Annotated in this window: 10 protein-coding genes; 6 read left to right on the top strand and 4 right to left on the bottom strand. The window is 65.9% G+C overall.

What is annotated here, in order from left to right; translation table 11 throughout:
* Positions 1–132 precede the first annotated feature (132 nt).
* Positions 133–585, top strand: coding sequence for an SbtR family transcriptional regulator (locus ABD352_RS12620; protein ID WP_344612490.1), 453 nt, complete (start codon positions 133–135; stop codon positions 583–585).
* Between the two features lie 317 nt (positions 586–902).
* Here ABD352_RS12620 and ABD352_RS12615 read toward each other — a convergent pair whose 3' ends face one another.
* The 4 genes from ABD352_RS12615 to ABD352_RS12600 all read right to left on the bottom strand — a co-directional run bounded on the left by ABD352_RS12615 (position 903) and on the right by ABD352_RS12600 (position 7,811).
* A complete protein-coding gene (locus ABD352_RS12615) occupies positions 903–4,409 on the bottom strand; it encodes a hypothetical protein (protein WP_344612489.1) in 3,507 nt (1,168 codons plus the stop codon).
* Between the two features lie 594 nt (positions 4,410–5,003).
* Positions 5,004–6,284 (bottom strand): nickel-dependent lactate racemase, encoded by a 1,281-nt coding sequence (gene larA / locus ABD352_RS12610; RefSeq protein ID WP_344612488.1) that lies wholly within the window; start codon positions 6,282–6,284, stop codon positions 5,004–5,006.
* Between the two features lie 70 nt (positions 6,285–6,354).
* Positions 6,355–7,110: an SDR family NAD(P)-dependent oxidoreductase gene (locus tag ABD352_RS12605; protein WP_344612487.1), complete on the bottom strand. Its 756-nt coding sequence runs from the start codon at positions 7,108–7,110 to the stop codon at positions 6,355–6,357.
* Positions 7,107–7,811, bottom strand: coding sequence for a FadR/GntR family transcriptional regulator (locus ABD352_RS12600; RefSeq protein WP_344612486.1), 705 nt, complete (start codon positions 7,809–7,811; stop codon positions 7,107–7,109). The genes ABD352_RS12605 and ABD352_RS12600 overlap by 4 nt, the downstream gene beginning before the upstream one ends.
* A 175-nt stretch (positions 7,812–7,986) precedes the next feature.
* On the opposite strand from ABD352_RS12600, the gene ABD352_RS12595 reads away from it, so the two are divergent.
* The 5 genes from ABD352_RS12595 to ABD352_RS12575 are packed head-to-tail and all read left to right on the top strand — an operon-like array spanning position 7,987 to position 12,992.
* Positions 7,987–9,207 carry a mandelate racemase/muconate lactonizing enzyme family protein gene (locus ABD352_RS12595; RefSeq protein ID WP_344612485.1) on the top strand — a complete coding sequence of 407 codons (1,221 nt, stop codon included), beginning with the start codon at positions 7,987–7,989 and terminating at the stop codon, positions 9,205–9,207.
* Entirely contained in the window at positions 9,204–9,914 is a 711-nt protein-coding gene (locus ABD352_RS12590) for a PIG-L deacetylase family protein (protein WP_344612484.1), read from the top strand. Before ABD352_RS12595 ends, ABD352_RS12590 begins: the two co-directional genes overlap by 4 nt.
* 30 nt (positions 9,915–9,944) lie before the next feature.
* Positions 9,945–11,228 (top strand): ABC transporter substrate-binding protein, encoded by a 1,284-nt coding sequence (locus tag ABD352_RS12585; RefSeq protein ID WP_344612483.1) that lies wholly within the window; start codon positions 9,945–9,947, stop codon positions 11,226–11,228.
* The gene (locus ABD352_RS12580; RefSeq protein WP_344612482.1) at positions 11,228–12,130 is read left to right on the top strand and encodes a carbohydrate ABC transporter permease; all 903 of its coding nucleotides are present in this window, start codon (positions 11,228–11,230) and stop codon (positions 12,128–12,130) included. Before ABD352_RS12585 ends, ABD352_RS12580 begins: the two co-directional genes overlap by 1 nt.
* Positions 12,120–12,992 carry a carbohydrate ABC transporter permease gene (locus ABD352_RS12575; RefSeq protein WP_344612481.1) on the top strand — a complete coding sequence of 291 codons (873 nt, stop codon included), beginning with the start codon at positions 12,120–12,122 and terminating at the stop codon, positions 12,990–12,992. The genes ABD352_RS12580 and ABD352_RS12575 overlap by 11 nt, the downstream gene beginning before the upstream one ends.
* The last annotated feature ends 99 nt before the right edge of the window (positions 12,993–13,091 follow it).

The raw sequence follows: 13,091 nt of genomic DNA, 5'->3' as shown, positions 1-13,091 counted from the left end.
CGGCTCCTCAGCGTCGGGGTTGGAGTGCGCCGCAAAGTTCACGCGTACGGGTGCGAAATGCGCAGTCAGCCAGGCGAGCGCGGGGGCCGTCAGCCAGGTGGGCGCACGGAACAGCAGCAGCAGGCCGCCCCGGTGACGTCGCAGGTCAAGGCCGCGCGCCTTGAGGAGCGGCAGCAGCCCACCAGGGAGGCGCTGGCCGAGGCGGTCTACCACGGGGAAGTCGCCGCGTTGTGCGACCGCGCCCGCCAGCTACAGGCCACGCTGCCCGCGGCGGAGGCTTTGGCGACCTTCCTACGCGGCATGGTCGACCACATGGATGCCCACGAGGGCCTGGCCCGGACGCTGGCCACGCTCATGGCCGATCGCTCGGGCGTCCTCGCCGAGGGCAGCCGGGCGCTGGAGCAGGCTGTCACCGACCTGGTGGCCGCCGCCGTGCGGGACGGCGCCGTTCGCGACGACGTGGGTGCCGGTGCCGTGATGATGGCGCTGCATGGCATCGGTGCGGCCCATGACCGCCCCGGTTGGCGGGCCGAGACCGACGATGTCATCACCCTCGTGCTGGACGGGCTGCGCCGCCCGCTATGACAAGGTGCGACACGAGCCCGCATGCCGTTAGCGAAGGATCCGGTCAGTGGTGAGGTCGCCGCATTTCGAGAGGCCCTGTTGCAGCTCTCCACGAGCCCCGCTGTCGTGCTCGCTCAGCCGCCCGGCACTCGTACCGACGCGGCCTGGACAAACCTGCTCTTCCGCTCGGCCGCTGGGCCAGAGCGCCGGACTGCCGACGCCACCCGGCCTGGCGACCACACTCCCCGGCCATGCCTACGACAGGGACGGTACGTCATACCAGGCCGGGCGGGGACTCATTCGGTAGCGGGCAGGCCGCAGTGCGGCAGTAACCCCTGCTACTTGTGTTGGATGGTCATCTCGGAGACGACCAATCCACCACCGAAGTCGACTGTTCGACCGCGCGGATTCGCGTAGGTGTAGGAGGCGCAGTCGACGTAGTCGGCCCGCTCTCCGTTGACGAGACAGCTGAACTGCCTGAACGCCTCGTTCGGGTTTACGGCGACATAACCGTTGCGGTTCAGGACGTAGCTGGTTCCGTTGACGTTCACGGTCCAGTTGTTGTCGGAGAAGTTGAGGTAGATCTTCAGGGCGTTGGAGTACTCGATGGACAGGCGCGCCCTGGCGAAGTCGTAGCCGTCCTTGATCGCCGTGCTCACATCGAAGGAAGCGCCGTTGGCTCCGAAGTAGGTGATCGCGGCCACGGTTACGGTCGTGTCAAGGTACTGGGGCTGGATGGCGCGGAACATGTAGTACGCGTTGACCTGCTGCTCGATCATGCCGTGGTGGATCTCGCCGATGAAGCCGGTGTGTCCGTAGGCGATGGCCATTGAGTTGTACCGGTCGAAGTCGAAGTAGAATCCTGCTTTCGCTTGGAGGACGGCGCCGCTTGGCAGTGGCTGCGGTAGAGCCGTCTGGCAGTTGACGACAGCACCTGGCGGCGTGGCGTGCGAGTGGGGTTGCCACCGGCGGGATGGCGTCGTCTGCTCCGCGTACGCGATGTACGCGTAGTAGCCGGCGTGGTCGCCGGCAGTGAGGCTGCCGTCCGGCCGGAAGGAAAAGTAGAGCAGGTCGTCCTTCTCGACACATATCCAGTACTGGCCGGTCTGGTTCGGGTTCATCCTGTTCGAGGAGTCGAACCCATTCTGGAACACCTCGACCGTGAATCCGGCCGAGCTCGCGCCGACATATTCGGTGAAGTTGAATCCGAGGAAGAGGGTTCCCGGTGCGGGCGCCCTGAACGCTGCGACCGGATACCGTTCGTCGGTCGCGAAGACCACGCCGACGCTGTTGTGCATGAGCGGGGCAATGCTGACAGATGTTTGGCCGTCCGTGTCGGCCCAATATTCTCCACCGAGGTCGGCGTCGTATGCGAGGCGGAGCTTCGTGAGGTGGGTGCCGGCGCCTGAGCCCGTTGCGGCGAAGTACTGGAGCCCGTAGTCATCTTGCAGGCCGGAACCGAGCTGCGCGAGGTTGGTCGGGTGGTTGGTCGGATCTGATCCGCACAGCTCGTAGTTCGTATGCGTCACCGGTGAGAGGACCGCGGGTTCCTCGGCATCGGCGTAAGCGACCCAGGCGTAGTAGCCGCATCTGTCGCCGGGTACGGTCGTGCCGTTCGTCCTGAAGACGAGGTAGAGCATGTCGCCTCTGAGTACCTTGACCCAGTGCTCGTCACCAGCTTCCTTGGCAACCTCGAACTCGGGCCCGAAGCCGTTGTGGCAGACAGTCAGCGTGAACCCGCCGGAACCCGGTTGCGGATAGGCGGTCGCGCTGAACCGGGCGACCATCCACCCAGACTCCGGCGCCTTGAATCCGATGACCGGGTAGGTGGTGCTGCCCGGGTCCGCGACACCGATGCCGGGATACTGGAGTGGAGCGACGAGCGAGCGCCGTCCGGCGCCGTCGTCGTGGTACCAGTATTCGCCGCCCATCGCTGTGTCGCTCCCGCGCGACATCAGCGTGAGCGTGGTGCCGCGACCCGATCCGGTCGCGGCGAAGTAGTAGACCCCGTGATCACCGACGGCGCCCGTCGAGAGCTTGGCAAGGTTTGCGACGCCGGTTCCGGTGTTCGCGCCGCTGAGTTCGTACCTGACTCTCGCGGCATCCGGGTCGAAGCGCCATGGATAGCCCATGCCCTGGTTCGCTTGGAGCGGCCGGATGTGACGCAGTTCGTAGTCCGGCATGATCCGACCGTTGTGCAGGCCGGTGATCTCTCGTTCGGTCGCGTCGATATGGCCGGCGTAGGCGGAGCCGAACGCTCTTGGGCCTTGCGCCCCCTCGGACATGATGGGGCCCTGGTAGATGCCCTTCATGCCCTCGAAGAGGGCGACGTTGTCGGCGACCACCTGCGCGAGGGATCGTGAAGTCGCGCTGTCGGCGTTGAGGGTGACCTGGTTCATTACTGACGGATCCACGCCGCCGTTGACGTCGAGGAATGCGCCGCCGGTGTGATAGTTGTTCTTGATCAGGCTCGATTCTATCTCGGCGTATTCGAGCATCTGGTCGGACTTGTTCGCGTATGAGGTCGTCAGCCATCCGTGGCGCAGGTTGCCGTTGGCCTCTTGGGCGAGCTTGTCTTCGACGCCGGGCACATTCCAGTACTGGTTGGTCGCCGAGGGATACATGAACCAGTAATCCTCGTGGAGCGCGACGGTCCAGGGGAGGTTGCGCGTTGTCGCCAGATAGTCGGCGAAGCTCTTCGCCGATCCCCAGCTGGTGGAGGCGGGGTAGTGGGCAGGGTTCGAGATGTCGAGCGTGTCCCGCTGCCACCGGTGGTCGATCAGCAGCAGGTCGTCCATCCCGAACCGCTCGTGGAGCATTCGGTAGTGCCGCTTTCGTTCCTGATACGACGGGCGGTATTCCCAGGTGTCGTAGATGACCAGGGTGTCGAGCGTATCGCGGTAGGCCGACTTCGTGGCGTTGGTCAGGTACACACAGTCGAGCATGTCGGCGGATGCTGTGACGTACATCGTCTCGTCCAGCGGGTTGGTCTCGCCCGCTGAGTTGAGCTCGTAGTGCGCGACCATGCCATGCGTGGCCGCGCCTGATGTGACGCCCGGGGAGTTGTCAAGGAGCGTGGAGCCGGTTTTCGCCTTGTCCAAGTAGGCGGAGAGGAAGTAGGCCTGGTCGACCAGAGTGACCGCGACCTCTTCGACGAACGCCGACGTGTGCTGGGAGAGGCTCGAGGAGGTGGCGGCCCGGCCCGTTCCGAAGCCGGTGTAACCGCCGTGCCCACGTGTGCTGTCGCTGGTCGCGCGGATCATGAGCGACTTCTTGAGCAGCTGGAAGCTGAAGGTCTTCGTGGTGGTGACGCCAGCGAGGCTGTCGGTGTAGGTCAACGTCAGTACCTGGTTGGCGAAGGCTGTTGTCATGGACGTGGTGGCGGCGTTGGCGAGGCCTTCTGGGGTCAGTTCGCTGCCGCTCAATGGCAGGTAGTAGGTGCCGGCACCGGCTGCTGCGGTGATGAGGCCCCGATTGTCGACTCGAACGCCGACTTCGATGAGCCCCTTCTGTACTTGAGGCGAGGCCAGGTTGACCGTGTAGACGACGGTGTGCCCGCCTTCGGTGTAGGTGAACGTGCACAGGTTGTTCGCCGCGTCGTGGACGGCGCTTGTCGACCCGGACCGTCGCGTCGCGATCGGGCGCAGGTGGATGTCCCAGGCCGGCGGAGCCAGTGGGGTGGACGTGGTCTGGGGATTGGCGTGTGCTCGGCGCGGATCAAGGCCGATGTTGAGTGCAGCCGCACCACCGACAGCCAACGTCGTGATCAAGAGTTTGCGTCGAGATAGTTCCATGACGGCGTCCGCCTCCTCGCGCTGGATCGATCCCAGTGACCGTGCGCCCATCCTTCAGTCGACCTCACTTGTACGTCAAGTGCCGCCACGTTGAACGAGTCCGCTGACTCAGACCTGGTCGCCTTGTAGGACAAGTGTCGCAGCATGTGTGCCTATGGGCTCAGCTAGACCCGCGCCGCCGTGCAGCAGTGATCCACCCATGCATTGTTGCTGGCAGGAGCACCTTTGAGGCCGCTCGAGGGAGTCCAGTTCGGCCTCCGGCCGGCGACAGCCGCGTGCCACGATGGCCGCAAGGGCGATCGCCTCGAGTGCGGACGCACCCGTTGGCTCGCCATCCTGTGTGATAGCTGCCGGGCGCTCTATTCTCAGGACCGACACGATCAACTGACAGAGGTATGAGTTGTACACCCGGGCGTCGGGCTGGGGGAGTGGTCAGCGGCCGAGCACACGCCGGTGGCCTCGGGGTGAAGGGGCGCTGAGGTCAGCCGCTTGAGGTTTTACCTCGGCGGAGGCCGACGACAACACCGGCGGCGATTGGCAGCGGCGAGTCGGGGCCCGGTAGCGGTCGGCCTTCGCCGTGGGCGACGTTAGCGGTGGCAACGGGTCGGCCGGACGCATCCGCCGGCGAGGGCGGACAGGCCTCCGTCACGGTGCGACGTAGGGGATCGTCTGGGGGCCCTCGGGGAGGACACAACAGCGGGCGTCGGGGCCGGCCTGATGCAGGGCACGTTCGACTTCCGCGCCGACGTCGGGCACCTCGTTGAGGTGGGCAGCCTCCAGCTGCTGGGCGTCAAGACCGTCGCAATGCACTCCGACGCTGGCGTAGGTGCAGGTGCGTGCCTGGATCTGGACCTGCCACTGGTCGGGAAGCGTCTGCTTGCGGGCCGCGATCTGGTCGAGTAGTGCCTGTGGTGACTCGGCACTTGTGAGCACGTCGACGTACGATCCGTGATCGGGGTAGCCGTCGCTGCACTCAGCGGCGACGATCAGTCGCCCTCCCGGCTTGGTGACGGACGCTCCGGCCGACATGCCTTTGACCGCCTGATAGAGGTTCTGGTCCAGTGGGTAGCCGGAGTTGGTCGTCACGACGACCTCGAACAGCGCATCCACCGGGACCATCGACAACTCGCGAGCCGCGCGGCACGCGGCGCGGTGCATGGCGATCAGGTCGCCGCCGAACGCCCGGACGATCTGGTGGTTGCGGTTCATCACCACGTCGACGGCGAAGTCGCAGCCTGTCATCCGGGCGATGGCGCGGACGTCGTCGTGTACCGGGTTTCCCTCGGTGATCGCCCAAGTCGCGTTGGGATTGCCGATCCTGTGGGCGTCGTGCAGCACCAGCACCGTGTCGAGGCCGGCCAGTCCCGGCGCGATCATCTTCGGCCCGCCGGAGAACCCGGCGAAGAAGTGTGGCTCGACGAAGCCGGTCGTGATCTTGACGTCGGCGTCAGCCCAGGTCCTGTTGAGCCAGACGGGCACTCCTGCGCCCGCCGTGCCGCACCAGGTCAGGTCAGAACCGTCCCGCGCGTCGTGGTTGACCACGTTGACGTTTCGGAGGACTTCGGGGCCGAGCATGTCGAGCAGCTCCGCCTCGGTGTTGCCGCGATGCGTGCCAGTCGCGACGATGACGACGACGTTGGCCAGATCGACCAGGTCGGAGATCTCGTCGAGAATCTCCGGCACCATCACATGTCGTGGCTGGGCTCGTGTTCCGTCGCAGACTGAGATGGCGACGGTGGTGTGGCGTCCGGTGCCCTTGGCGATCAGACGCTCGCGCAACGCAGGCCCGGCGACCGGATGACGGATCGCGCGACGGACCTCGGCCGCCTGATCAGCGGCCCCGTCGACATAGCGTGGCTCCACCACCACTGTGCGGCCGGCCGGCACATCGACCTCGAGTCCGTGGCGCCCGTAGGCCAGGCGCACACGGCGAGTGTGACTCACCGCGCGCACCGGTGTGCCGCAAACCGGATCCGGCCGTCCCGGTTCGCGGTCGTCACGACCGCTCCCCGAGCCGGCCCACGGCCAACGGAGGACGCGCGGTAGCGCCACCGTCCACGACGATGTCCTGGCCCGTGATGAGCGATGCTCCATCGGACAGCAGGAATGCGATGACCGAGGCCACTTCCTCGGGCTCGCCCATCCTGTTCATCACATGCAGCCCTTCGTCGGCGGCTCGGGCGGCCACGGGATCAGTGGCGGTGTCCCATTCCTCAGTACACATCCGGGTGCGGATGGCACCAGGAGACACCGAGTTCGCCCGCAACCCGCGGGGGCCGTAATCCACAGCGAACTGGCGGGTCATCGCCACGATCGCCCCCTTGGTCGCGGCATAGACGAACGCCGCCGGAAAGCCGCGGCTCGCGTGAATGGACGCCACCGAAACCAGAGCTCCGCCCGAGGTCATCGCCCGGGCCGCGGCAGCGCACCCCCAGACGGCACCCAGGAGATTCACATCGATCTGGGCTCGGACGCTGTGCTGCTCGACTTCGGCTGCCGAGCCGTTGATCTGAATGGCCGCATTGTTCACCCAGCCCTTGAGCTCGCCGAGGTCGGACGCGCAGGAAACCGCTGCTTCGTGTGTCGCGGGTGCTGACACATCGCCGGCGACTCTGGCCACGGAAGCGGGCAGCCGATCGAGCTCGGCCGCATCCCGATCAACGCCGACGACTGCCCATCCATCCGCGACGAGGGCACGTACCGTCGCCGCACCGATGCCGCCGGCGGCGCCTGTGACGACAGCGACGTTCACTCGAGCCCCGCCAGGCCCTGCCGGGTGTCCTGCAGATCGTCTCGCATCGCGGCTGCCGCGCCGTCCTCGTCCTGCGCGGCGATACGGTCGCGAAGAGCGGTGTGCCGGGTGATGGCCGCCTCAAGATCCCCGCCGTGAGCCAGATACGACTGCCACACGGCCAGGCGCGACTTCATCAGCAGCGGACTGAGGCCGTCGAGAATCAGTCCGAACAGCGGGTTGGCCGCGCTCGCGATGGCACGGTGGAACTCCAGGTCGACGGCGAGCATCTGCTTGTCGTCGGTAGCGGTCCGCATCGCGTGCAGCAGATCACTGAGCCGAGCGATGTCGGGGAGTTGCGCGTGCCGGGCCGCGATGCGAGCGGCCCCCACCTCCAGCACCTCCCGGACGTCGTGCAGCTGGTCGAAGGAGACCCCGTCGTAGCTGACCCGCGTCTCGAACAGCGAGGACAGATGGTCGCCGCCGGGGAGTGCGACGACACCTTCGCGTCCTTGCTGCCGGCGGATCAGCCCACGCCCGGTCAGTTCGGCCAGCGACTCGCGGATCACGGTGCGTGAGACACCGAACCGCTCCGCCAGCTCGCCGGTCGGCGGGATGGAGTCGCCTTCCGTCAGACCCTCATCGCGCAGCAATTGGAGTAGCTGTCCAGACACGACGCTCGTCAGCGGAACGCGCGCGTCAGAGGTCACCTTGTCGCCCATGCGGCCAAGTCTAGTATGACAAGTGGTCCGGAGGCTATCGGCGACTCGCAGCGGTCATCTGGACACTTGACATACAAGTGATTGACAACGTTCCGTGCGAGGCCCTAGGTTTCTGCCCAGTACAGGGCTAGTGGCGCGCCGAACCGCCACGTGAGGCCACGGATCTAGGAGCGTTGTGACCAAGATTGACAGTGTCGACTTGTACTACTTGTCGATGCCCACGGTCGAGAACGTCGCCGACGGGAGCCAAGACGTTCTGCTCGTCCGGGTGCGCGCCGCCGACTGGGAGGGATGGGGTGAATGCGAGGCCTCGCCCCTGGTCTCCATCGCCAGCCTCGTCGCACCGATGTCGCACAGCGCGTGCCAGCCGGTTCTTGGCTCCGTCCTCGGTCAGACCATCGACAGCATCGACGACGTCCGGCGAATCACCGCGCTCGTCCGGGCCAACTCCTTCGACCAGCTCCAGGCCGCACACACCCTTTCGGGCATCAACATCGCGCTGTGCGACCTGCTCGGCCGAAGGTACGAGGTGCCGGTCCACGAACTCCTCGGCGTCCGCGGCGCGTCACCCAAGACTCCATACGCGTCCACCCTGTTCGGGGCGACGCCCGACGAGACGCGGGCCGAGGCCGCCCGGCTGGCCGGAATGGGCTTCCGGGCGGTCAAGTTCGGGTGGATGGGATTCGGAGCGAGTTCCCTCGCCGCCGACGTCGACCAACTCGCCGCCGCGCGCGAGGGCTTGGGGCCGGATGTGGACCTTCTGGTCGATGCCGGTATGGCCTGGGTCGGCCGTCCCGATCAGGCACGGGCACGCATCCCGGCGCTGCGCGATTTCCGGGTGCGCTTCATCGAGGAGCCGTTCGTCGCCGAAGAGTTCGACGCCTACGGGGAGTTCGGCGCCGCGGCGAGGGAGGCCGGCGTGGCGGTGGCCGGGGGAGAGGGGTGTCACAACGTCGCCTTGGCGCTGACGATGATGACGCATGCCGATCTGGACTACGTGCAGATCGACGCCGGCCGGATCGGCGGCATCACCGAGGCCGCGGACGTCGCCGACGCCGCACTCTCCCAGGGCCGTACCTTCCTCAACCACACCTTCACCTCCCACCTCGCCTTGAGTGCGTCGCTCCAGCCCTTCGCCGGGCACGGTGCCGAGGGGCTGTGCGAATACCCCGTGAACCCCAGGCCGGTCTCGTACGACCTGACGACCACGCACATTCCCGTCGACAGCGACGGTCTCGTCCGGATTCCCGATGCGCCCGGGCTGGGCGTGACGCCGAACCACCGGACCATCGCGACCTACCTGCAACAGGTCGAGATCAGCGTCCAGAAGCGGATTCTCTACCGGACGCCGGACCTCGACGTCGTCTCACCCGCCGACGAGGAGATCGCCGCATGAACATCCTGGCCATCGGTGCCCACCCCGACGACGTCGACCTGCTCTGTGGCGGGACGCTGGCGAAGTACGCCCGCGCCGGCCATAAGGTCACGGTCGCGATCGCCACGAACGGTGACGTCGGCTCCACGACGCTCAGCCGGCCCGAGATCGCGGCGATCCGCCATCGGGAGTCGCTGGCCGCGTGCGAGGTCATCGGTGCCGACCTCATCTGGATGGGCTTCGAGGACGAGTGGCTGTTCGACGATCGCGAAACGCGTACCCGGTTCATCGATGTCTATCGGCAGGCGCGGCCCGACATCGTGATCGCCCACTCCACCGGCGATTACCACCCGGATCACCGGGTGGCCGGTCAGGTGGCGGCTGACGCGCGAATTCCGGCTGCCGTCCGGCTCGTCGAGACCTCGCTCCCGGAGCTGAGCGTGATCCCGAAGCTCTACACGATGGACACCGTCGGGCAGCTCGAGCAGGGTCTCGACGTCTACGTCGACATCAGCGACGTGATCGACGTGAAGACCGACATGCTCGGCGCCCACGTCAGCCAGAAGGATTGGCTCACCCACATCTTCGACATGAGCTACATCGAGTTCATGAGAGGCCAGGCAGCGACCCGCGGTGCCGAGATCGGCGTCGCCTTCGCGGAGGCCTTCCGCGAGGTCCCGACGTATCCGCCGTCACGTCCCGATCTGCCGCCTCTCGGTTACGTCTAGCGCCACACACCCCAAACGAGGAGTACGATCATGGCAATCACCCGACGTGCCTTTCTCGGGGCCGGGCTCGGTGCCTCGGCAATCGCAGTGCTCGGCGCCTGCAACAACTCATCGACTGAATCGAACAGGTCCGACGGCGAGATCGCCGGTGAGATCCGTTTTTCCATCTGGTTCGGGTCGAGTGATATCGACATGTGGAAGCAGGTCGTCGCCGGCTTCACCGCGGCCCATCCCAAGGCTAGCGTCAAGTTCGAGCCGCTGGAGTACAACCAGTACTACACCAAGCTCAACACCCAGTTCGCCGGCGGCAATGCACCCGACGTACTGGGCATGCAGTTCCAGTCGCGTGTCTGGGGACCGTCCGGTCTGCTCGCCCCATTGACAGATGCGGTGTCGGCCGACATCGGCAAGCTGCCGGCGTCCCTCGTCCGATACGGGCAGGCGACGGTCGACGGCACCACAAAGCAGTACGCCCTGCCATGGCGCTTCGTCGGGCACTCGTTGTACGGGAATCTGACCGCCATGAAGGAAGCCGGAATCGCGCGGCCGGACTCGTGGCGGCTGGACGATCTGGTCGCCGCGGCCAAGGAGCTCACCACCAACGACGCCTTCGGGCTGTACGTCCCCGGCGTGTCGGGTGAGACGGCCATCGCCAGCACCTTCGGCGCGTCGCCGGTGTCGGCCGACGGCAAGACCGCCACCTACAACACTGAGGCGATGATCGCTCACAAGACATTCCTCCGTGACCTGATCTACAAGCACAAGGTCTCTCCCGGCCCCGATGTGATGTCGAAACAGAAGGACCCATTCGCCAGTGGGCAGGCGCGTATGGTCTTCGCCGGCAGCTGGAGCAACCCGACCTTCCGCAAGGGAGCCACCGCGTTCGACTGGGACATTCTGCCGAACCCGGAGGGGGCGCAGAGGGCCAAGAACTATGCCGGCCCGGACCACATCGCCGTCTACGCGAAGAGCAAGAACCTGGCGACCGCTACCGCGTTCGTCCGGTACGCCGTCTTCGAGCGGGAGGCGCAGACGCTCATCGCGGCTACCGGCGCGCCGGTCCTCAACGACTACCTCAAGGACCCCCAGCGCATCGAGTCCGAGGCCAAGCTGAAGCCAGCGCACTACAAGTACTTCATCGACGAGGCGACCGAGAACGGTACCGGATGGACCTTCGTGCCGGCATTCGCGGAGCTTGAGAAGCTCGAGGGCGATGCGAACTACGCCATCATGTCCAATCCTGGCTCCGACATCCCCGGCATCCTCAACGATCTCAACGCCAAGGTCCAGTCCGCGCTGGACAAAGCGAAGTAATGGCCCCGTTGTCGCCGACCCGCCGGGTGCGCGGCGCCCGGCGGGTGACACCGGGCGCCGCACCGTGGTTGCCCGTCCTGCTGCTGCCGGTCACGGTGGGTCTCGTACTGGTCTACTTCTCGGCCGTGTACGGGCTGACGCTCGGCTTCACGGACTGGAACCTCATCTCCAGCCCGACGTGGGTCGGCACCGAGAACTTCGCCCAGATCCTGGACGACGACCGGTTCTGGAAGGCGTTTCGCAACACGCTCGAGATCGTGGCGGTGACGGTCCCGGGGAAGGTGGTGATCGGCCTGGGACTGGCGATTCTGCTCTCGCGTATCAGCCGGTTGAGCAGCTTCTTCCGCCTCGCCCTGTTCTTCCCCACCAGTTGCTCCGTCGTCGCCGTCGCCTTCCTGTGGGTCTACCTGTACGACCCGAACGGTCTGTTCAACTCGTGGCTCGGCGCCCTGGGGTTCGACGCGGTGAAGTGGATGTCGCCCGACCATGCCCTGACATCGGTCAACGTAATGATCATTTGGGGTGGGGTCGGGTACGTCGCGCTGCTGTTCCTCGCCGGCCTGCAGTCGATTCCCACCGAGTACTACGAGGCCAGTCGGCTCGACGGCGCGTCGGCATGGCGCCAGTTCTGGTCCATCACCTTCCCGCTGCTGACCCCGACGACGTTCTTCGTCGTCGTCACGGGAATCATCACGTCACTGCAGACCTTCGGTGAGGTCTTCATCCTGGCCGGTCCGATGGATTCGACCTTGACCATCACGAGCTACATCTACGAGCGCGCGTTCACCGGCTTCGAGATGGGCTATTCGGCGGCGCTGTCGGCCTTCTTGATTCTGATCCTTCTGGCGGCCACGAGTGCTCAGCTGTGGTTCCAGCGTAAGTGGGTGACCTATGAGCGTTGAGCTGGATCGGCGGCCCGGCGTGACACCCGTGCGGGAGGCTCGCCGCACCCGCACCGGCCGTGGCTGGGAGTACGTCATTCTCTCCGTGGCCGTCGTGATCATTCTCGGGCCGTTCCTCATCGCCGCCCTCACCTCGCTGCGGACCAATGCTGACTACGTCAGCTCCACGTCGGTGATACCGACCGAGTTCACCCTCTCGAACTACGTCAGGGTCTTCGAGGAGATCCCCATGGGGAGGATGATCCTGAATGGGCTCTTCATCGCCGTGCTCGGGACTGTCGGTGGGCTGGCCGCCAGCCTGGTCGGCGCGTTCTGCTTCGCCAAGCTTCGATTTGTCGGTCGCGAACCCCTGTTCGGGGTCGTGTTGTTCACCATGCTCGTGCCCAGCACCGTCACGCTGATCCCGCTGTACACGATCATCCGGGCACTCGGCCTGGTGGACACACCGTGGGCGCTCATCCTACCGCTCTGCACCGGCAGCGCCTTCGCAGTGTTCTTCCTACGGCAACACCTGATGAGCGTGCCTCATGAATTCTACGAAGCCGCCGCGCTCGACGGCTGCTCCTTCCCCGGAACCATTTTCCGGGTGTATCTCCCGCTGGTTCGCGGGCCACTGGCGATCCTGGCCATCCTGAATTTCCTCGCGTCGTGGAACGACCTGCTGGGCCCGTTGATCTACCTGAACACGCCCGAGGAGATGACCCCAACCGTGGGCCTGACCTACTTCAGAGGGCAGTACACGACCGATTTCCCGGTCATGCTGGCCGGCGCCCTGGTCGTGCTCGTCCCGACGACGATCATCTTTCTCGTCTTCAACCGCCATATCCGCGATGGTCTGGCGATCAGTGGCAGCCTCAAGTAGCTGCCGGTCCTCTGAGGAGTCTCTGTCGTGTTCTCGCTCACACTCGTCAGCGCACGGCCGGTCACCGGACAGGTCCGGTGTGCGCAGACCCGTCCGGCG

Origin of the sequence: Dactylosporangium salmoneum (assembly GCF_039532525.1) — a bacterium.
Classification (GTDB): Bacteria; Actinomycetota; Actinomycetes; order Mycobacteriales; family Micromonosporaceae; genus Dactylosporangium; species Dactylosporangium salmoneum.
The sequence above is the reverse complement of the archived record's forward strand: the minus strand, read 5'-3'. Positions and strand labels throughout refer to the sequence as shown.